We start from the raw sequence: 18667 nt of genomic DNA on the forward strand, positions 1-18667 counted from the left end.
CTACACAGTCGGGTGGTACTGCGCGCGGTAGGCGTGCATCGAGGTGAAGAACGGCGACGGCTCGAGTGTCGGATCGCCGGTGTAGCCGAGTTCCTCGGCGACGGGAGCGAAGGGGGAGTACGGCGAGTCCGTCGTGCGCAGGCCGGCCTCCAGGCAGCCGCAGGCGGCCGCGGCGACGCGGCCCTCGGCGGCGAGGCTCTGGTCGATGGCCTCCTGAGCCTGCGCGGCGTCGAGTTCGACGCCGTACGGCGTGCCGTCGGCGCGGCGATACGGGTGCCCGAGGTAGAGGTGCCGGGGACGGATCTCGTCACGCAGGTACTCCAGACCGGCCCGGTAGGCGGCCGGGTCCGTGTAGCCGGGGAAGCCGTTCGCGGCCCCGTGGACCTGCACGGCGTCACCGGTGAACACCGAACGCTGCCCGTCGACGACGTAGGCGACCGATCCGGGCGTGTGGCCCGGGACCGGGTGCACCGAGACGGTGACGCCGCCGCCCAGGGAGAGGGTCTCGCCGCCCTTGACGAGCATGGTCGGCTCCATCTCGCCGGAGATGACGGCGTTCGCGGCGGCCGTCACCTTCGCCTCGCCCTCGGGGTCGCCCAGGTACCGGCCACGCCCCGCGAGGTACTCCTCCACATGGGCCCGCCGCGAGCGGAGCATCGGCGCGTCGGCCTCGTGGATCACCACCTGGGCGCGCCGCCCGGTGAGTTCCCACAGGGCGTGCGCGCCGCCGACGTGGTCGATGTGGCCGTGGGTCAGCAGGATCCAGCGCACGTCCTCGAGGCGGCGCCCGATCCTCTCGAGCGCGGGAGCCATCCCCTCGGCGGGCGAGGAGGCGATCCCGGTGTCCACGATGGCCGGTTCGGGTGCGTCGATGAAGAAGCTGTAGAGACCGAACCGGCCCCATGGCGAGAACAGGGGATGGACTTCGACTGCGTGCGTCATGGCCTTCTTTCCGAACTCGTACGCGGGCGGGCCGGGTCAGCGCCGGCCGAGGAAGTCGCGCGTCTCGGTGAACACCCGGTGGTACTCGGGGATCCAGGAGAAGTGCTGGACGAAGCCGTGGCCGGCGCCGTCGTACCTGCTCACCGTCGCCGCCACGCCGGCCTCCCGCAGCCGCTGTCCGTACAGCTCGCCCTCGTCGCGCAGCGGGTCGAACTCCCCGGTGACGACGAGGGCCGGGGGCAGCCCGGTGAGGTCCGCCCGCTTGACCGGCGACACGAGCGGGTCCGCGGGATCGGCGCCGCTGCCGAGGTAGAAGGCGTTGAAGGGCTTCAGTCCGGCCGTCTCCAGGCCGTAGCCCACGGCGTTCTCCCGCAGCGAGGCATAGCGGTCGACGTCGAAGTCCAGGTCGAGCGAGGGGTAGTAGAGGACCTGGTGCGTGATCCGGTGGAAGCCGTCGTCGTGTGCCTTGGCGGCGACCGCGGCGGCGAAGGTGCCACCGGAGCTGTCGCCGGCGACGGCGAGCGTCTCGCCGTCCCAGCCCAGGCCCGACCCCTCCTCGGCGGCCCAGCGCACGACCGCGTAGGCGTCGTCGAGACCGGCCGGGAAGGCGTGCTCGGGCGCCAGGCGGTAGCCGACGGAGACGACCTTGAGAGCCGTCTCCTTGGCCAGCGAGCGCGCGACGTGGTCGTGCGTCTCCAGGCTGCCGAGGAAGAACGCGCCGCCGTGGAAGTAGACCAGCAGGCCGTGGCTGTCGGCCTCGTCCGGCGTGTAGATCCGCACCGGCACCTCGCCCGACGCCGTCCGCGCGGTCACGTCCTCGACCGCGTGCAGTGGCAGGCGCTCCTCGAGAGGCGGGACGTGCGCCTCCTCCTCGGCGCGCATGGCGACCGGGTCGAGCGGGCCCCCGTCCGGGGCCGGCAGACCGGCGAGAAACCTGGCGATCTCAGGATGCAGCGGCATGGGTCACTCCTTCGGGGCGGCGGTCGCGGGCTGCTGGGTCGCGGGCTTCTGGCCGGGGAAGACGTCGTCGATCTCGTCCTCCGACCAGCCCTGGCGCGAGATGCGCTGCAGCTCGTCGGTGACCGGCTTGCGGGTGGCCTGGAACAGGGCCAGCGCCTCCTTCAGGGAGTCCGCCTGCCGCAGGGCGTCGGCGAGCGCTCCGGCGTCCTCGATGGCCGAGTTGGCGCCCTGGCCCTGGTGGTGCAGCATCGAGTGGGCCGCGTCACCGACCAGGACGACGGAGTCCGAGTGCCACGTGTCGACCGGGTCGATGTCGTAGACCGCGCGGATGTTCACGGTGTCCATGTCGAGGTCGCGGGTGATGTTCACCAGGCGCTCGTCGAAGCCGTCCACCGTCGCCAGGAGGTCGTCCTTGGTGACCTGCGGCGCCCAGGTGCCGTCCGGGCACAGGGCGGTGATGTCGAACGACACCTGGCCGCGGTGGCGCAGCGGCAGCAGGTAGACCTTGGTGCCCTTGCCGATGTACATGCGCAGGTTGTCGTCGGCGGCCATCCCGTGGGCGTCGTCGACGGAGATGACGGCGCGGTAGGCGTGCTCGCCGGAGAACACGGGGCCCTTGTCGCCGAACAGCTCCCGGCGCACCACCGATTTGATGCCGTCGGCGCCGACCACCAGGTCGGCCTCGACGGTCTTGCCGTCCGCGAAGGTGAGAACGGCGCTGTCGCCCTTGTCCTGGACGGACTCCAGCTTGTGACCGAGGTGCACCATGCCCTCGGGGAGCACCCCCAGGAGGGCGTCGATGAAGTCCCCGCGGTGGATCAGGTGGGTGTGGGTCTGATCGCCGGCGGCCGGCCATGCCTCCTGCATGATCGGTTCGGCGGTGGCCGTGAGGATCTCGAAGTACTCGCTCGGCGAACTCACCTTCGCGATGGCGTCGAAGATGCCCCACTCGCGGAAGCGGTTCATGGTGGCGGGACGCAGACCGATGCCGGCGCCGACCTCCCGGATCCGGTTCGCCTGCTCGTAGACGTCGACGGTGGCGCCGAGCAGGCTCAGGGCCTTGGCCGCTGCCGCGCCGCCGTAACCCGCGCCGACGACGGCGATGCGGAGGTTCTTCAGGTCTGAGAGCTGCATGGTGGTTCTCTCTACTTCTGGATGGTGAGGAAGTCGGCCGGGTTGTCGACGAAGATCGTCTTGATCGCGGCCTCGTCGAGGCCGGCGGCGCGGAGGTCCGGGACGAGGTCCTCGAAGATGTAGTTGACGGTGTGCCCCTTCACGCCCGGCCAGCCCAGCGGGGAGCAGTTGGCGTCGGCGGAGGCGAGGACCTGCTTCAGCCGGCCGTCGCCGATGAAGCGGAGGAAGTGGTCGAGGCGCTCCTTGCGGGGGCGGGCCCAGAACGGCGGGTCGGGCAGCTCGGTCTCGTAGCCGAAGGTGTCGAAGCCGATGCGGCCGCCCTGCTCCGCGATCCAGACGTCGCGCGTCTTGTCGGCGTTCACGCCGTCGTCGACGTGTCCGAACAGGACGCGGTGCAGGGGCAGGCCCTCCTCCGCGAAGATCGCGATCGCGTTCTCGGCGTCGATCGCGAGGTGGGTCAGGATCGGCACGCCCGTGCTGAGCGAGGCGCGGGCCGCGGCGCGGTAGATGCGCTTGTCCAGGTCCGTCATACGGCCGCCGCGGCTCACGCCGACCTTGATGACCCCGGCGAGGCTGCCGGTGTTCCCGATGCCCACGGTGATCTCGTGGACGAACTGCCGGGTCAGGTAGTCGACGGTCGCCCGGGCGAAGTGCGGCAGGGCGGTGTCACCGCCGACGAAGCCGGTGCAGGCGACGATGTGGACGCCGGTCTTCGCCGACAGCGACTTGTAGTAGTCGACGTCGCGGCCGTTGCAGATGCCGGTCGCGTCGACGAAGGTGCCGCCGCCGTGCTCGTGGAACGTGCGGAGCTTCGGGACGGTCTCCTCGTACCGCTGCTCCGGGGACTTCCACCACTTCGTGTCCAGCTCGGAGCCGGGCATGCCGTATCCGATGTGCTCGTGGATGGCCACGAGACCCAGTTCCTCGGCCGGGACCGGCCCCAGGACGGTGTTCACTCTCGACACAGAACTCACCTTTGAGGAAGGAAACTTGACGGGCGTTCGGGCCGGCGCGCTCAGCACGCCGACAGCAGGTCGCGCGGGTTCTCCACGAGAATCCGCCGTGTGTCCTCGTCGCTGAGACCCTGTGCCTTCAGGAGCGGGACGAAGGTGGTCAGGACGTAGCTGTACGGGAGGTCGTTGCCGGGGTGGCCCTTCGCCACTCCGGTCGCGCTGCCCGAGAGCAGGATCCGGTCGCCGAAGCCGGCCCGCACGAGGTCGGTGACCAGCACCGCGCGCTCGGCGTCGGTGACGTGCGCCGCGTCCTCCGTACCGACGTGGTCGACGGCGACGTAGGCGCCGCGGCGGGCGATTTCCAGGGGCGCGCCGGAGGCGACGGCGTCCTTGCGGTCGAGTCCGCCGACGACGACGCGGTCGGCCGGCAGCTTCTCGTCCAGGACGACGCCGAGTTCCCGGACGGCGTCGGCGCCGTAACGGACGGAGGCCGGGACGCCGGTGCTCAGCGCGGTGCGGGCCGCACCGCGGAACAGGCTCTCGTCGGTCGCGGTCATGCCCTCGGCGGTCGCGGTGGCGGCGACCAGGCCGGCGGCACCGCGCCGCTCCACCCGGGGGACCACCATGCCTTCGGTGATCTCCTTGGTGAACAGGTCGGCGAACTTCTCGGCCGGCCACGGCGTCGGAGGGTTGGTCTGCGGGGTCAGGAAGTAGCCGCCGAGAAGTTCCTCCGGGCCCTGACCCGTCGAGGCGACGATGTGCACGCCGGTCGTGCGGGCGAGGGTCTCGTACAGCCGGACGTCCCGGCCGTGGAACATGCCGGTGCTGTCCACGATCGTGCCGCCGCCGTGGGCGCGGAAGTCCGTCAGCTTCGCGGCGAGCGTCTCGAAGATCTCGGCGCGGTCGATGGTGATGTCGAAGGCGTGCTCCGCGCCCGGAGTCACGGACAGCAGCGCCTCGTGAACCAGGACGACGCCCAGCTCATCGGCCGGCACCGGGCCCAGGACGGTGTTCACGGTCTTGCTCTTGACGCTCATGCGCTGCCTCACGTGTCCGCGGTGGGGTGCCCAGCACCCTGGGGGTGGCAGTCACGTTAGCCATTCACTTTACATGCAGTCAATGAAATGAACACCTGGAAAAAACAATTTACGTAGGGTGGATTCGGGCGAATCGCTGCAATCCCCGCTGGCATCATGAACCCCGTGCATGTTGCATCATGCAAACCATTCACTTGATGAATGGAGGGTGAAACACTTCACTGACGGCATGACCACACCGCCCACTTCAGACGTCGACCTCTTCGCCGACGAGGTCGTGCTGGACCCCTATCCCGTCTACGCCGAACTGCGGGAGCTGGGATCCGTCGTCCACCTGCCCGGGAACGACGTCCACGTCCTGACCCGGTACGACGTCGTCCGTGACGCGCTCGCCGACTGGGAGTCGTTCTCCTCGACCTCGATCGCATTCAACCCGATGGCCAACGAGGCGCTCACCGGCACCTCGCTCGCGTCCGACCCGCCCGTGCACACCCAGTTGCGCGCCACCCTCACCGAGAACCTCTCGCCGCGCGCGCTGCGCGGCCTCAAGGGACGGATCGAGGCGAAGGCCGACGCCCTCGTCGCCGAGCTCGTGGAGAAGGGCTCCTTCGAGGCCATCGACGCCCTGGCCCGCGTCTTCCCGCTGGAGGTCGTCGCGGACCTGATCGGCTTCACCGGCCACGTCCGCGACAACATGCTGCGCTGGGGACAGGCCGCCATGCAGGTCCTCGGCCCGATGAACCAGCGCACGGCCGACAACTTCCCGATCGCCGGCGAACTCTACGAATGGTGCTCCCAGGTCCGGGCCGAGGACCTGGCGGAAGGGTCCGTCGGCCGTGGCATCTTCGAGGCCGAGGCGCGCGGCGCCGTCCCGCCGGACACGGCCGGCCACATCATCCACCAGTACCTCGGCGCCGGCGTCGACACCACCGTGGCGGCGATCGGCAACATCGTCTCCCTCTTCGCCGCGCACCCCGACCAGCTCGACCTGGTCCGCGAGGACCCCTCACTGGTGCCGGCGGCGTTCAACGAGGTACTGCGCTTCTGGCCTCCCGTCCACGCCTGGGGCCGTCTGACCACCAAGGACGTCGACATCGACGGAGCCGTCGTCCCGGCGGGCTCGCAGATCGCAATCCTGTTCGGCGCCGGGAACCGCGATCCCCGGCACTACGAGAACCCGGACGCCTTCCTCGTCGAGCGCAATCCGGTCGACCACCTCTCGTTCGGCTACGGCCCCCATGGCTGCGCCGGCCAGGGACTCGCCCGCCTGGAGGCCCACGCCGTGATCGAGGCACTGTCCCGGCGCGTCGGACGTCTCGTCGTCGGACCCGAGGTCCGTGTGCCCAGCAACATCACCCGGAGCATCGAGGAGCTCCCCGTCCTGGAGGTGACCCCCGCATGAAGATAGTTCTCGACCGCCCCCGCTGCGAGGGCCACGGCCTGTGCGAGGAAGCGGCCCCCCAGCTCATGCATCTCGACGACGAGGGCGAGCTGGTGCTCGACCGCGAGGAGGTCGGCGAGGCCGACGCCGCCCTGGCGAAGGCGGCGGCCCGGGTGTGCCCGGTCGCGGCGCTGAGGGTCGTATGAGCGGCGGCACGCCGGCCCGCGTCGTCGTCGTGGGCAACGGGATCGCCGGGCTCACCGCGGCCGACACGCTCCGGGAGGCCGGTTTCGAGGGCGAGCTGACCGTCGTCGGCGACGAACCGCACCCGGCCTACAGCCGCCCGGCCCTGTCGAAGGCGCTCCTGCTGGACGGCGGCGACATGTCCTCGCACGAGCTTCCGCCGGCCGGCCACGGGGCGACGGAGCTGCTGGGCGTGCGCGCGACCGGGCTCGACCCCGATCGCCGGCTCGTCACCCTCGACGACGGCTCGGCCCTGCCGTACGACCGCCTCGTCCTCGCCACCGGCTCCCGGGCGCGGCGGCTGTCCGAGCTGCCCGAGGAGTTCACCCTGCGCGGGCTCGACGACGCCCTCCGGCTGCGGGACCGGCTGGCGGACCGGCCGTCGGTCGTCGTGGTGGGCGGTGGCGCGCTCGGCATGGAGATCGCCTCCGGGTGCCTGGCCGCCGGCTGCCGGGTCACCCTGGTCTCCCAAGGGGTCCCCCTGATCGCCCAGCTCGGGCCGTACCTCGCCGACGTGTTCGTCAGGGCCGCGCTGGACCGTGGGCTCACCCTCGTCGAGACCGGTTCGGCACGCATCGAACGGCATGCGGGGGAGGCCCGGGTGGTGCTCGACGACGGCGCCGTCCTCGAGGCGGACATCCTCCTGAGCGCCGTCGGCGACGTGCCCAACACCGAGTGGCTCGCGGACACGGGACTCACGGCCGAGGGCGTCGTCCCGGTCGACTCACGAGGGCTGGTCCGCCCCGACATCGCGGCCGTGGGTGACCTCGCGGCCTTCCCGACTCCGCGCGGGCTGCGCCGCGTCCCCCTGTGGAGCAGCGCGATCGAGCAGGCGAAGGTCGCCGCGAGGGCACTCGTACGCGGTGACGAGGTAGCGCCGCTGCGCTTCCAGACGTACTTCTGGACTGAGCAGTTCGGGCTGAGCCTCAAGGTGGTGGGCGATCTGCCGCAGGACGGGGAACCGGCATACGTGGACGGTGGGCCCGGTGGCGGGCCGGCACTGATGCGCTGGTCACACGCCGACGGCACCGGTGTGGCCGCGGCCCTCGACTACCGCATCCCGATCCCCCGGCTGCGCCGCATGACCCGGGCCGCCCCGTAGGGTTGCCCCATGGACGACGACGGAAAGGGCACCACGGGATCGGGGCTCGACCGGCTGGCGTCGGTCAACCTCAACCTGCTGGTGCCCCTCCTCGCCCTCCTCGAGGAACGTTCGGTGACCAGGGCGGCGGAACGGATCGGCCTGTCCCAGCCGGCGATGAGCCACGCCCTCACCAGAATGCGGCGGCTGCTGGGCGACGACCTCGTCGTCCGCCAGGGCTCGGGCGTCACGCTGACCCCGCGGGCACTGGAGCTGCTCGCGCCGCTGCGCAACGCCCTGCAGCAGACCGCGCAGATCGTGAACTTCCCCGTCTTCGACCCCGCCAAGGACCACCGCGTCGTGACGGTCGCCATGACGAACAGCACGGCCTTCGTCGTAGGCCCACGGCTGATGCGGCTCGTCGCCGAGCGCGCCCCTCACATCACGCTGCGGGTGCGTACGATCACGGTCCCGACCGAGGCAACCTTCACCGACCAGGGCGTCGACGTCACGCTGATCTCCGAGGGGCACTTCTCGCCCTACCCGCGTGAGCGCCTGTACAACGACCGCTGCGTGGTGGTGGCGTCACCGGGCACGCCGCCGATGGCGAGCGCGCTGGATCTCCTGACCACGCAGCCGCACATCGTCGTCGACACCGACCGGCGCGTCTTTCCCTATCCGGTGCTGGAGGAGAAGGGCATCCCCTACCGGGTCGGCCTGTGGATCTCCGACTTTCTGCTGGTGCCGTTCCTGGTCGCGCGCGCGAACGGAGTCGCCCTCCTGCGCCACCGGGTCGCCGCCGCCATGAGGACACTCGCCGACCTGCGGATCGAGGAGTTCCCGTTCCCGCTTCCCGGACTCGGGATCGACATGGTCTGGAACCCCCGGCTGGCCGATCAGTACTTCATCGAGTGGCTCCGGGCGCTGCTCTTCGACGCCGCGACCCAACAGGACTGAAGCCGGCCGGCCCGTCCGCGACGGTCAGGTCAGGAGTGCCACCCAGCTCGCGCTGAGGTCGTCGAGCATCTGCTCGTAGGTGAGCTTCCAGTCGGCGCGGTGCCAGTTCTGGGCGACGAAGTCGAGCTGGGCCATCGCGAGAACGCCCCGGAAGTGACGCTGATGGGGCTCGAAGCGGCCCGCCGCCGTCAGCCCGTCCTCAATGTCGCTGATGGCTTCCTCCAGCCACCGCTCCACCAGGTCGGCGAGGGCCGGCTCGATCACCGCGGCGTCACGGCCCACGCGGATGATCGGCCGGATGGCCGGCCAGTTGTCGGCGGTCCGCCGCAGCCACGCCCTGATCGCCTGCGGCGTCCCGTCGACGACGGTGGCGACGAGGTCCTGGGCCGTCGAGCCGTGCTCGGAGGAGCGGACGCGCTGCAGCGCCTCGTTGAGCCGCTCGTCGATGAGCGCCTTCATCAGGTCGGCGCGGGAGGGGAAGTACGCGTAGAACGTGACGCGTGTGGTGCCCGCCGCGGTGGCGATGTCGTCGACCGTGGTGGCGGCGTACCCCTTCGTCTTGAACAGCTCGAGTCCCGACTCCAGCAGCAGACGGCGCGTCATCTGCTTCTGCGCCTCACGAAGGTTCGCCATGCCCGGATCCTAACGTGCCGCCTTTACTGACCGTAAAGCGACGGGCTCACGGGAGCAGGTCCACGGAGAGCCGTTCCCGCAGTTCCGCGACCGTGATGCCGTACGTCTCCAGGACCCGGACCCCGTCCGGGCCGGGAACGAAGACACCGTGGTCGGTGTAGACCATGCTCACGCAGGCGGCCCCGGTGAGCGGGTAGGTGCAGGCGGGGACGAGCTTGGCGGCGCCGTCCCGGGTGAACAGCCTCATCATCACCAGGACCCGTCGCGCTCCGACGGCGAGGTCCATCGCGCCGCCCACGGCGGGGATGGCCTCGGGGTCCCCGGTGTGCCAGTTGGCCAGGTCCCCGTGCGCGGAGACCTCGAACGCCCCGAGGACACACACGTCCAGGTGGCCGCCGCGCATCATCCCGAAGGAGTCGGCGTGGTGGAAGTAGGCCGCGCCCGGCAGCTCGGTGACCGGTACCTTCCCGGCGTTGGTGAGGTCGGGGTCCACCTCGTCGCCCACGGCGGCCGGCCCCATGCCGAGCATGCCGTTCTCGGTGTGCAGCACGATGCCCGCGTCCGGTGACAGGTGCTCGGCGATCCGGGTCGGCTGCCCGATGCCGAGGTTCACGTAGGAACCGGCCGGGATGTCGCGGGCGATGCGGGCCGCGAGTTCCTCGGTGGTGAGCGGGCCCCGGTCGGTGTGCTCCACCGGGACCGCGGCGGGTGTGATCGTCATCAGCGGGCTCCTTGCACGGTGAGCCGACGGGCCTCGGCCCGTACGAGGCGGTCGACGAAGATGCCCGGGGTGACCACGGACTCCGGATCGATCTCCCCGGCGGGCACGATGCCGGTGACCTGGGCGACGACCGTGGTGGCGGCGGTGGCCATGACGGGCCCGAAGTTCCGGGCCGTCTTGCGGTATACGAGGTTGCCCATGGTGTCCCCCCGGTGCGCCGAGATCAGGGCCACGTCCCCTTTGATCGGATACTCCAGCACGTGGGTACGCCCGTCGATCTCCCGCGCCTCCTTGCCCTCGGCCAGCGGGGTGCCGGCACCCACGGGACTGTAGAAGGCGCCGATGCCGGCTCCGGCGGCGCGCATCCGCTCGGCGAGCGTGCCCTGCGGCACGACCTCGAGCTCGACGCGGCCGGCCCGGTACAGGTCGTCGAACACATAGGAGTCGCTCTGCCGGGGGAAGGAGCAGATCACCTTCCGCACCCGGCCCGCCTTGAGCAGCGCGGCCAGGCCGACGTCCCCGTTCCCCGCGTTGTTGGACACCACCGTCAGGTCGCCCGCGCCCTGCCGGATCAGCGCGTCGATGAGGTCGAACGGCATGCCCGCCAGACCGAATCCGCCCACCAGGACCGTCGAGCCGTCCTTGATGCCCGCCACGGCCTCGTCGGCCGTCGCCGCGATGGTCACGCCCATCAGTCGCTCACCTCGTCGGTGACGTTCTCCAGGACCACCGCGAGCGCCTGACCCACGCCGATGCAGATGGCCGCGACGCCCCAGCGCGCGCGCCGCTTGCGCAGCACCTTCGCCAGGGTGCCCAGCAGCCGGCCGCCGGAGGCGCCCAGCGGATGCCCGAGGGCGATGGCGCCACCACGGGTGTTGACGATCTCCGGGTCGATGCCCCAGGCGTCCACGCAGGCGAGCGACTGCACCGCGAACGCCTCGTTCAGCTCGACCGCGCCGACGTCGGCCCAGCCGATGCCGGCCCGGCGCAGCGCCTGCTCGGCGGCCTCCACGGGCGCGTAACCGAACATCTGAGGCTCGACGGCGTGGGCTCCGCGGCCGGCGATCCGGGCTAGGGGTTCGAGGCCGATGCGGTCGGCGGCCGCCGCGGTGCCCAGCAGCACGGCCGATGCCCCGTCGCTCAGCGGTGAGGCGTTGCCGGCCGTGATCGTCCCGTCCGGGCGGAACGACGGCTTCAGAGCCGCCAGTTTCTCCGGGTCGGTGCCGGGGCGGATGCCCTCGTCGCGGGCCAGTTCCGGCATGGGCATGACCAGGTCGTCGTAGAAGCCATCGTCCCAGGCCCGGGCGGCGAGTCGGTGGGAGCGCACCGCGAACGCGTCCTGCCGCTCCCGGGAGATGGAGAACTTCTCCTGGAGGAGTTCGTTGCATTCGCCGAGCGAGAGCGTCCACTCCTTGGGCATGGCCGGGTTGACCAGCCGCCAGCCCAGGGTCGTGGAGGCGGCCGTGACGTTCCCGGCGGGGAAGGCGCGGTCCGGCTTGGGCAGCACCCAGGGCGCCCGGGTCATGGACTCCACACCGCCCGCCACGACGATGTCGGCGTCGCCGGACTCCAGGGCGCGCGAGGCGATGACGGCCGCGTCCAGGCTGGACCCGCACAGCCGGTTCACGGTGGTGGCGGGCACGCTCACCGGCAGCCCGGCCAGCAGCACCGCCATCCGGCCGACGTTGCGGTTGTCCTCGCCGGCGCCGTTCGCGTTGCCCCACACCACGTCGCCGATCGCGGCGCGGTCCAGGCCCGGTGCCTGGTCCAGCAGTCCGGACAGCGCGGTGGCGGCCAGATCGTCGGGCCGGACCCCGGCGAGAGCGCCGTTGAACCGGCCGAACGGGGTGCGGGTCGCCGCGTAGAGGTAAGCGCCGCTCACGATGCGCCGCTCCCCGTCACGGCCAGCGGCTCCTCGACGGCCGCCGAGGACAGCGGGACCGGCGAGAACATGGGCGGCTCCTGCTCCGGTGTCAGCGCGGTCGGACCGTACAGCCAGTCCACGAAGGAGTAGTCGTGGGTGTCACGGGCGCGGAGCAGGACGTTGCGCTGTTCGCGGGCGACACCGTCGAGGTGCCAGAGCTCGCCCCACTTGCGGGAGGTGGTCAGGACGCGGCGGCAGTGCTCGGGGCGGACGGCCTCGTAGGCGGCGAGGGTGGTGTCCCAGTCGACGGTGCCGTCCTCGGCACGGTTGCGGGCGACGTGCTCACCCAGCACCCAGCCGTCCTCGATGGCCATGATCGCGCCCTGTGCGATGTACTGCAGCGGCGGGTGCGCGGAGTCGCCGAGCAGTGCGATCCGGCCGTGCACCCAGTTCATGACCGGGTCGCGGTCGAACATCCGCCACCACTTGTCCCGCCACATGAACGGCAGGCCGTCCTGCACGAAGTCGCAGGTCCCGGCGAAGGCGGCGTCGAGCTCGTCCGGGGTGCCCCAGTCCTCCTGGCCGGCGAGGGCCTTGGGGGACTCGAAGACGGCGACCTGGTTGAGGAGTTCGCCGCCGCGCAGGCCGTAGTGGACGAAGTGGCAGCGCGGGCCGACGTGGACCACGACCTCGCTGAGGTCGGTGCCCTGGACGCGGGGCGACTCGGCGGGCACGGTGCCGCGGTAGGCGACGTACGCGGAGGAGACGGGCTGGTCGTCGACGAACAGCTTGCGCGCGACGGAGTGCAGACCGTCGGCGGCGATGACCAGGCCGGCCTCGTGGACCTCGCCCGGGGCGAGGGTGACGCGGGCGCCGCTGTCGGTGTTCTCGTACGAGGTCACGCGGGAGTCGGTGATCAGCTCGACGCCGGCCCGCTCGCAGGCGCGCAGCAGCAGGCCGTGCAGGTCGCTGCGGTGGATCACCATGTACGGGTAGCCGTACCGCCTCTCCAGGTCCCGCAGGTCGAGGCGGGTCAGCTCGTCGCCCTCCACCGCGTCGCGCATCACCATGGAGTCGGGAACGACACCGAGGCTCTTGGCCTCCTCCAGGAGGCCGTAGTCGTCCAGGATGCGGGTGCAGTTGGGGGCGAGCTGGATGCCCGCGCCGACCTCGCCGAAGGCGGGGGCGCTCTCCAGCAGGCGCACGCGCAGGCCCTGGCGAGTCAGCGAGAACGCCGCACCCAGCCCGCCGATGCCGCCGCCGACGACGATCACGTCAGGGTTCGTCATGGAACTTCCTCAACTCTCAGAGCCACGGGCCGAGCTCGGGAGCGTCGGCGAGCGTGTGGGGCCGACCGGCCAGCCAGGCGGCGACCTCGGGGAGAGGGCCTTCGGGCAGCTCGGTCAGTCCGCGTTTGGTGCTGATCTCGTCGACCAGGGCGGACAGGAAGCCCGCCGGGAGGTCGGCGAAGGTGACGCCGGTGCCGAAGTCGACCGCGTGGACGCAGGTCTCCCGGGACCGCATCCACGGCAGCTCGGTGGCGGGGACGGTACGGCCCTGGGCGGTGACGACCTTGTTCTGCCACTGCTCGTCGGTCAGTTCGTCCAGGTCCTCGCCGAGCCGGCGGGCCGAGTCGGCCAGCCAGGCGCGCAGTTCGCCCGGGGAGAGGGCCGGGCCCTTGGCGATGCCGGCGGCGCGCTCCCCGGGGGAGGCGTACATCGGCGTCTCCTCGCCGGTGGCCGCCCAGTGCGCGAGGTTGCACAGGGCGTCGGCGTTGGCGGCGACGTGCGCGGCGAGGTGCTTCCGGGTCCAGCCCGGCAGCACACTGGCGGCGGCGAAGCCGGCCTCGTCGAGGTCCGCGACGGCGGCCCGTACCAGCTCGGTGCCGGTACGGGCCCACTCACGCGCGTCGGCGAACGTCCGCGGGCCGTCGGTCACGGCGCGACCACCTTGTTGGTGCACGCGCCCAGGCCGGCGATCTCGGTGACCACGGTCTGGCCGGGGAGCAGGAAGACCTTCGGGTCGCGGGCGTTGCCCACGCCGGCCGGGGTGCCGGTGGCGATGATGTCGCCGGGGCGCAGGGTGATGACGGTGGAGATGTACTGCACCAGGAACACCGGGTCGAACAGCAGCGTGCCGGTGTCGTCCTGCTGCATGACCTGCCCGTCGACGACCGTCTTCACCTCGAGCGAGGGGCGGACGCCGCCGACCTCGTCGGGGGTGACGACGTAGGGGCCGACCGGGGTGGAGGCTTCCCAGATCTTGCCCTGGGTCCACTCGATGGTGCGGAACTGCCAGTCACGCACCGAGATGTCGTTCATGACGGTGAAGCCCGCGATGGCGTCCGCGGCCTGCTGCTCGTCGGCGCGGCGCACCTGCTTGCCGATCACGACGGCCAGCTCGACCTCCCAGTCGAACGCCTCGGTCTCGGCCGGCTTGACGATGTCGTCGCCCGCGCCGAGCAGGGTGTCGGCGAACTTCGGGAAGAGGGTCGGGTAGTCCGGCAGCTCCCGGCCCATCTCCTTGATGTGGTTGGTGTAGTTGTGGCCGACACAGACAACCTTGGACGGGTTGGGGACGACCGGCGCGAAGTCCGCGCCCTCGACCGGGTGGGTGGTGCCGGAGGCGGCGGCGGCCTTGGACTGCCAGTCGGCCTCGGCGAACAGCTCCCCCAGGTCGGCGTACCCGAGGTCGACCAGGAGGTCGCCGTCGCGGCGGACCGCCCTGGTGCCGTCGGTGGTGCGGATGGTGGCGAGCTTCATGGTCAGGCGTCCTTCTGGGTGCGGTTGAGCCGGAGCGCCTCGAAGACGGGCGCGTCGGAGAAGCGGAAGAGGTCGAGGGCTCCCTCGTCGGAGTCGGTCGTGCCGGCCTCGGACCGGGCGGCGAACGGCTCCCAGGACGGGACGACGAACAGGTCGCCGCGGGTCACCGTCCAGGACGTGTCGCCGACGGTCACCACACCGGAGCCGTCGAAGACCTGGTACACCGACGAACCGGTCTCGCGCACCGGCGCGGTCTCGGCGCCGCGGGCGATGCGGTGGAACTCGGCGCGGACGGTCGGCAGGACGTCGGAGCCGTCATGCGGGTTGGAGTAGCGCACCGCGGCGTGGCCGGGCTCGACGGTGCCGCCGAAGCCCTCCTTCTCCAGCAGGAGCTGGTCGCGCAGGGCGGCGTTGGTGTACTCCCACTTGTAGGACAGCAGCGGGCTGCCCGGCGTGGCCGGGGCGGCCGACAGCGGGCGCAGGCCGGGGTGGCCCCACAGACGCTCGGAGCGTGAACGCTCGGGGGTGATGCGCTCGGCGTCGCTGATCTCGTCGCGGCCGAACTCGAAGAACTGCGCCTCGGTGACGTACTGGAAGGGGATGTCCAGGCCGTCGATCCACGCCATTGGTTCGGAGGTGGCGTTGTGGTGGGCGTGCCAGTTCCAGCCCGCCTGCGGGAGGAAGTCGCCACGGTTCATGGGCACCGGATCGCCGCCGACGACCGTCCACACGCCCGAGCCCTCGACGACGAAGCGGAAGGCGTGCTGGGTGTGCCGGTGCTCGGGGGCGTCCTCGCCGGGCATGAGGTACTGGATGGCCGCCCACAGCGTCGGGGTGGCGAACGGCCTTCCTCCGAGGGAGGGGTTGGCCAGCGCGATGGCGCGGCGCTCGCCGCCGCGGCCGACGGGAACCAGGTCGCCGGCCTGGGCCGCCAGTTGCCGCAGCCGCTCCCAGCGCCACAGGTGCGGCACGGCGCGCGAGCGCGGGTGGGCCGGCATCAGGTCGCCGATCTCGGTCCACAGCGGGACGAGCAGTTCCTGTTCGAAGCCCCGGTAAAGCTCTTCGAGCGCCGGGGTGACCTCGGGCTGCCCCTCCGCGGAGACGGCCTGGAGCCGGACCGGGGAACCCGTGGCGGTGTCTTGGGCTATGGAGGTCTCAGTCACAGCACCAGCGTGCGCCGCGTCTGGTGAGAGAACATGGAGATTCTGGAGAGCAGAATCAGGGAGCGCGCCATGGACAAGCCGCTGAAGACACCGCCGCCCTACCCGATCGCCAGCGTGGACCACGCGCTGCGTGCGGCGACCATCCTGCAGATGGAGGGCGGCGCGACCGTCTCGCAGATCGCCGAGCGCCTCGGCGTCGCCCGGTCGACCGCCCACCGGATCCTGGCGATGCTGGTCTACCGGGACTTCGCCGTGCAGGACGAGGACCGCGTCTACCGCGCGGGACCGGTGCTGGAACTCGCCGCGCACTCCCAGTCCCTGGTCTCGCGGCTGCGCGCGGCGGCCCTGCCCCACCTGCACCGGGTCGTCGACCTGCTCGACGAGACCGCGAACCTGACGGTGCGCACCGGGGACACGGCCCGGTTCATCGCCAGCGTCGAGTGCCGGCAGGCCCTGCGGGTCGGCTCCCGGGAGGGCATGGTGTTCCCGGCGCACCGCACCACGGCGGGACTGCTCCTGCTCGCCGACCTCTCCGACGAGGAACTGGACGAGGTGTACGCCCCCGAGCGCTACCGCGACCGTCCGGCCGACCGCCCGGACCTCGCCCGCCTGCGCACGGAACTGAAACGGCTGCGGCGCAACGGGTTCGCCGTCAACAGGGAACGGTCCGAGCGGGGTCTGGTCGCCGTCGGCGTACCGGTGCGCGACCGGGACGGCACCGCGCTGGCCGGCCTGTCGGTGTCGATGCCCAGCGTGCGCTACGACCCGCACCGCCTTCAGTCCCTGGTCGCCGCCCTGGACGCCACGGCGCACGCGCTGGAGAAGGACCTGGCCGAGCAGCACTGAATCCCGATCACACAACAAAGCGAACGCTTACCTTACGAGAGCACCACTCATCTTAGTTTGCGAACAAATCATTGACGTGACGTAAAGCGAGTGTCATTCTCCACGGAACCGCGCCCGACTCGCGTCGTGCTTCGCTCTCCCCACCGCGTACGCAGAGCCGAGCCCTTCCACGCTCCCGAGGCTCCCGTTTCCGGGATGCCCTTCTTTCCCAGCCAGGGAGAACAGCAATGACGCTCAACAACGGGACGACGACGTCCCAGGGCCCAACCGCGGGGGCCGCCCGGACGCCGGGCTACGCGGGAACACTGGCTGCCGCCTGCGGCGCGGTCTTCGTGGCCCAGGTCGCGAACGCGCTGCCGGCCTCGCTCCTCGGACTCTTCCAGGAGGACCTGCACACGCGCGGATCACAGCTCACGTGGATCACCGCCGCGTTCATGATCGCCGTCGTCTGCTTCGAGTTCACCTTCGGTGTCCTCGGTGACCTCTTCGGACGGCGAAGACTCGTCGCGGCCGGCACGGCCCTGGTCGCCGCGGGCAGCACCGTGGCCGCGCTCGCGCCCACCGTCCAGGTGCTGTGGATCGGCGCCGCCCTGAACGGACTGGGCGCCGGCGCCATGTTCCCGGGCTCGCTCACCGCGATCACCGCCGTCACCCGCAGCATGCGGCAACGGGCGCACGCGGTGGCACTCTGGAGCGGCTTCCTGTCCGCCGGCGCCGCCGTCTCACCTCTGCTCGGCGGCATGTTCGCCAAGGTCGGGTCGTGGCGCGGTTCCTTCTGGGTGCTCGTCGGACTCGCCGTGGTCAGCATGGTGCTCACCCTGGTGCTGGCCACGGAGTCGAAGGCTCCCGAGGGCCGGAAGTTCGACGTACCCGGTCAGATCACCTTCGCCGTCGGCCTCATCCTCGTGCTCTACGGCGCCGTGGAGGGGCCCGAGTCGGGCTGGACCACCCTTCCCGTCATGCTCGCCCTCGCCCTCGGCGTCTGCTTCCTCGCCGGTTTCGTCGTGGTGGAGCTGGGGGCCGACTCCCCCATCTTCGACCTGAAGCTGTTCCGCAACCGCGCATTCAGCGTGTCCTCCGTCGTCGCGGTCATCGGCATGCTCGCCTTCCTCGGCGCGTGCTTCGCGATGAGCATGTGGATGGGCCCGGTGCAGCACCAGGACCCGATGCGCGTCGCCATCCTGTTCCTGTTCCTCCAGGGGCCCGCCTTCGTGCTCGTACCGGTGGTCTCGCGGCTGCTCCACCGGGTCTCGGCCTCCTGGCTGCTGACCTCGGGATTCGTCCTGATGGCGATCGGCTCCCTGCTGTTCACCCGCCTGGACGTCACTGATCCGGGACTCGCCCCGTTCGTCGCGCCCGCCCTGCTGATCGGCGTCGGTTTCGCCCTGACCGTCAGCTCGGTGACGGCGGTGGCGCTGAACAGCGTGCCTCCGCAGCTGGCCGGCATGGCGAGCGCCACCACCAATATGCTGCGCGACCTCGGCTTCGCCCTCGGCCCCGTCGTCGTCGGCGCGGTCGCCCTCAGCAACGCGGGGTCGGCGTTCACGCAGAACCTGTCCGGCGCGGACCTGCCGGCCGGCCAGCTCGCCGCGGCACGCGAGATCGCCGCGGCCGGAGGACCCATCGCCGTGAACAGCGTGCCGCCCGGCGCCCCGGGGTCCGCGGCGCACGGCCTGGCCCTGGATGCCCTGGGCAGTGGTTTCAGCACCGCGTTCCTGGTGTGCGGTGTGGCAGCCGCCGTCGCCGCGGCCCTGGCAGCCTTCGGCATGATCGGGGTCCACGCCCGCCGTTCCGCCGAGGACGCGGCGCCCGTACCGCCGGCTCCCGGAAGCGACGGCAGGGCGGAATCGGCCCCCACCGTCCTCCATCCCTGACCTCCGCCACTTCTGGACGTCACCGGGACTGGTCGACGTGCACGGCCCCGTCCGCCGCTCCCCGGTGTGCGGCGGACGGGGCCGTGCGCCCGGCCTGGGCGCACCTCTCCGCCCGA

General features: G+C 71.4%; 19 protein-coding genes. 6 read left to right on the top strand and 13 right to left on the bottom strand.

The features are described from left to right. From ACFY3J_RS16665 to ACFY3J_RS16685, 5 genes are read right to left on the bottom strand one after another with little or no spacing between them, the layout of a single operon-like run. The gene (locus ACFY3J_RS16665; RefSeq protein WP_384177323.1) at positions 1-942 is read right to left on the bottom strand and encodes an MBL fold metallo-hydrolase; all 942 of its coding nucleotides are present in this window, start codon (positions 940-942) and stop codon (positions 1-3) included. Positions 943-978: 36 nt separating this feature from the next. Next, positions 979-1902: an alpha/beta hydrolase gene (locus ACFY3J_RS16670; protein ID WP_384177325.1), complete on the bottom strand. Its 924-nt coding sequence runs from the start codon at positions 1900-1902 to the stop codon at positions 979-981. Between the two features lie 3 nt (positions 1903-1905). Continuing rightward, entirely contained in the window at positions 1906-3036 is a 1131-nt protein-coding gene (locus ACFY3J_RS16675; protein ID WP_384177327.1) for an FAD-dependent oxidoreductase, read from the bottom strand. A gap of 11 nt (positions 3037-3047) precedes the next feature. After that, positions 3048-4001: a phosphotriesterase gene (locus ACFY3J_RS16680; protein WP_384177330.1), complete on the bottom strand. Its 954-nt coding sequence runs from the start codon at positions 3999-4001 to the stop codon at positions 3048-3050. A gap of 50 nt (positions 4002-4051) precedes the next feature. Beyond that, positions 4052-5026: a phosphotriesterase gene (locus tag ACFY3J_RS16685; protein WP_384177332.1), complete on the bottom strand. Its 975-nt coding sequence runs from the start codon at positions 5024-5026 to the stop codon at positions 4052-4054. Between the two features lie 229 nt (positions 5027-5255). On the opposite strand from ACFY3J_RS16685, the gene ACFY3J_RS16690 reads away from it, so the two are divergent. Genes ACFY3J_RS16690 through ACFY3J_RS16705 form a run of 4 tightly spaced genes read left to right on the top strand, consistent with a single transcriptional unit; the run spans position 5256 to position 8688 of the window. Beyond that, complete coding sequence (locus ACFY3J_RS16690) at positions 5256-6428, top strand: cytochrome P450 (RefSeq protein WP_384177334.1); 1173 nt, start codon at positions 5256-5258, stop codon at positions 6426-6428. Next, the gene (locus ACFY3J_RS16695; protein ID WP_145766073.1) at positions 6425-6613 is read left to right on the top strand and encodes a ferredoxin; all 189 of its coding nucleotides are present in this window, start codon (positions 6425-6427) and stop codon (positions 6611-6613) included. Before ACFY3J_RS16690 ends, ACFY3J_RS16695 begins: the two co-directional genes overlap by 4 nt. Beyond that, positions 6610-7752 (top strand): NAD(P)/FAD-dependent oxidoreductase, encoded by a 1143-nt coding sequence (locus ACFY3J_RS16700; protein WP_390841100.1) that lies wholly within the window; start codon positions 6610-6612, stop codon positions 7750-7752. Before ACFY3J_RS16695 ends, ACFY3J_RS16700 begins: the two co-directional genes overlap by 4 nt. 9 nt (positions 7753-7761) lie before the next feature. Beyond that, a complete protein-coding gene (locus tag ACFY3J_RS16705) occupies positions 7762-8688 on the top strand; it encodes a LysR family transcriptional regulator (RefSeq protein ID WP_384177339.1) in 927 nt (308 codons plus the stop codon). A gap of 24 nt (positions 8689-8712) precedes the next feature. On the opposite strand, the gene ACFY3J_RS16710 is transcribed toward ACFY3J_RS16705, so the two are convergent. From ACFY3J_RS16710 to ACFY3J_RS16745, 8 genes are read right to left on the bottom strand one after another with little or no spacing between them, the layout of a single operon-like run. Next, a complete protein-coding gene (locus ACFY3J_RS16710; RefSeq protein WP_390841101.1) occupies positions 8713-9321 on the bottom strand; it encodes a TetR/AcrR family transcriptional regulator in 609 nt (202 codons plus the stop codon). Between the two features lie 46 nt (positions 9322-9367). Then, on the bottom strand, positions 9368-10042 hold the full coding sequence (locus ACFY3J_RS16715) for a 3-oxoacid CoA-transferase subunit B (RefSeq protein WP_384177343.1): 675 nt from the start codon (positions 10040-10042) through the stop codon (positions 9368-9370). Then, on the bottom strand, positions 10042-10734 hold the full coding sequence (locus tag ACFY3J_RS16720; protein WP_390841102.1) for a 3-oxoacid CoA-transferase subunit A: 693 nt from the start codon (positions 10732-10734) through the stop codon (positions 10042-10044). The genes ACFY3J_RS16715 and ACFY3J_RS16720 overlap by 1 nt, the downstream gene beginning before the upstream one ends. Continuing rightward, a complete protein-coding gene (locus ACFY3J_RS16725; RefSeq protein ID WP_390841103.1) occupies positions 10734-11924 on the bottom strand; it encodes a thiolase family protein in 1191 nt (396 codons plus the stop codon). Before ACFY3J_RS16725 ends, ACFY3J_RS16720 begins: the two co-directional genes overlap by 1 nt. After that, positions 11921-13195 carry an FAD-dependent oxidoreductase gene (locus ACFY3J_RS16730; RefSeq protein WP_384177349.1) on the bottom strand — a complete coding sequence of 425 codons (1275 nt, stop codon included), beginning with the start codon at positions 13193-13195 and terminating at the stop codon, positions 11921-11923. The genes ACFY3J_RS16725 and ACFY3J_RS16730 overlap by 4 nt, the downstream gene beginning before the upstream one ends. A gap of 16 nt (positions 13196-13211) precedes the next feature. After that, positions 13212-13844, bottom strand: coding sequence for a maleylpyruvate isomerase family mycothiol-dependent enzyme (locus ACFY3J_RS16735; protein WP_384177351.1), 633 nt, complete (start codon positions 13842-13844; stop codon positions 13212-13214). Further along, on the bottom strand, positions 13841-14668 hold the full coding sequence (locus ACFY3J_RS16740; protein WP_390841104.1) for a fumarylacetoacetate hydrolase family protein: 828 nt from the start codon (positions 14666-14668) through the stop codon (positions 13841-13843). Before ACFY3J_RS16740 ends, ACFY3J_RS16735 begins: the two co-directional genes overlap by 4 nt. A gap of 2 nt (positions 14669-14670) precedes the next feature. Continuing rightward, positions 14671-15831 (bottom strand): cupin domain-containing protein, encoded by a 1161-nt coding sequence (locus ACFY3J_RS16745; protein WP_384177355.1) that lies wholly within the window; start codon positions 15829-15831, stop codon positions 14671-14673. A gap of 69 nt (positions 15832-15900) precedes the next feature. On the opposite strand from ACFY3J_RS16745, the gene ACFY3J_RS16750 reads away from it, so the two are divergent. Then, the gene (locus ACFY3J_RS16750; RefSeq protein ID WP_384177357.1) at positions 15901-16677 is read left to right on the top strand and encodes an IclR family transcriptional regulator; all 777 of its coding nucleotides are present in this window, start codon (positions 15901-15903) and stop codon (positions 16675-16677) included. A gap of 227 nt (positions 16678-16904) precedes the next feature. Continuing rightward, positions 16905-18551 carry an MFS transporter gene (locus ACFY3J_RS16755; RefSeq protein WP_390841105.1) on the top strand — a complete coding sequence of 549 codons (1647 nt, stop codon included), beginning with the start codon at positions 16905-16907 and terminating at the stop codon, positions 18549-18551. Positions 18552-18667 lie beyond the last annotated feature (116 nt).

The organism is Streptomyces sp. NPDC001231, assembly GCF_042896885.1.
In the GTDB taxonomy this organism is placed as follows: Bacteria; Actinomycetota; Actinomycetes; order Streptomycetales; family Streptomycetaceae; genus Streptomyces.

What these genes read in the sequence shown, in the direction of transcription:
- ACFY3J_RS16715 (WP_384177343.1), bottom strand. Translation starts at nt 10,042, where the DNA reads ATGACGATCACACCCGCCGCGGTCCCGGTGGAGCACACCGACCGGGGC.
- ACFY3J_RS16750 (WP_384177357.1), top strand. Translation starts at nt 15,901, where the DNA reads ATGGACAAGCCGCTGAAGACACCGCCGCCCTACCCGATCGCCAGCGTG.
- ACFY3J_RS16710 (WP_390841101.1), bottom strand. Translation starts at nt 9,321, where the DNA reads ATGGCGAACCTTCGTGAGGCGCAGAAGCAGATGACGCGCCGTCTGCTG.
- ACFY3J_RS16705 (WP_384177339.1), top strand. Translation starts at nt 7,762, where the DNA reads ATGGACGACGACGGAAAGGGCACCACGGGATCGGGGCTCGACCGGCTG.
- ACFY3J_RS16730 (WP_384177349.1), bottom strand. Translation starts at nt 13,195, where the DNA reads ATGACGAACCCTGACGTGATCGTCGTCGGCGGCGGCATCGGCGGGCTG.
- ACFY3J_RS16695 (WP_145766073.1), top strand. Translation starts at nt 6,425, where the DNA reads ATGAAGATAGTTCTCGACCGCCCCCGCTGCGAGGGCCACGGCCTGTGC.
- ACFY3J_RS16675 (WP_384177327.1), bottom strand. Translation starts at nt 3,036, where the DNA reads ATGCAGCTCTCAGACCTGAAGAACCTCCGCATCGCCGTCGTCGGCGCG.
- ACFY3J_RS16720 (WP_390841102.1), bottom strand. Translation starts at nt 10,734, where the DNA reads ATGGGCGTGACCATCGCGGCGACGGCCGACGAGGCCGTGGCGGGCATC.
- ACFY3J_RS16740 (WP_390841104.1), bottom strand. Translation starts at nt 14,668, where the DNA reads ATGAAGCTCGCCACCATCCGCACCACCGACGGCACCAGGGCGGTCCGC.
- ACFY3J_RS16665 (WP_384177323.1), bottom strand. Translation starts at nt 942, where the DNA reads ATGACGCACGCAGTCGAAGTCCATCCCCTGTTCTCGCCATGGGGCCGG.
- ACFY3J_RS16690 (WP_384177334.1), top strand. Translation starts at nt 5,256, where the DNA reads ATGACCACACCGCCCACTTCAGACGTCGACCTCTTCGCCGACGAGGTC.
- ACFY3J_RS16670 (WP_384177325.1), bottom strand. Translation starts at nt 1,902, where the DNA reads ATGCCGCTGCATCCTGAGATCGCCAGGTTTCTCGCCGGTCTGCCGGCC.
- ACFY3J_RS16755 (WP_390841105.1), top strand. Translation starts at nt 16,905, where the DNA reads ATGACGCTCAACAACGGGACGACGACGTCCCAGGGCCCAACCGCGGGG.
- ACFY3J_RS16685 (WP_384177332.1), bottom strand. Translation starts at nt 5,026, where the DNA reads ATGAGCGTCAAGAGCAAGACCGTGAACACCGTCCTGGGCCCGGTGCCG.
- ACFY3J_RS16700 (WP_390841100.1), top strand. Translation starts at nt 6,610, where the DNA reads ATGAGCGGCGGCACGCCGGCCCGCGTCGTCGTCGTGGGCAACGGGATC.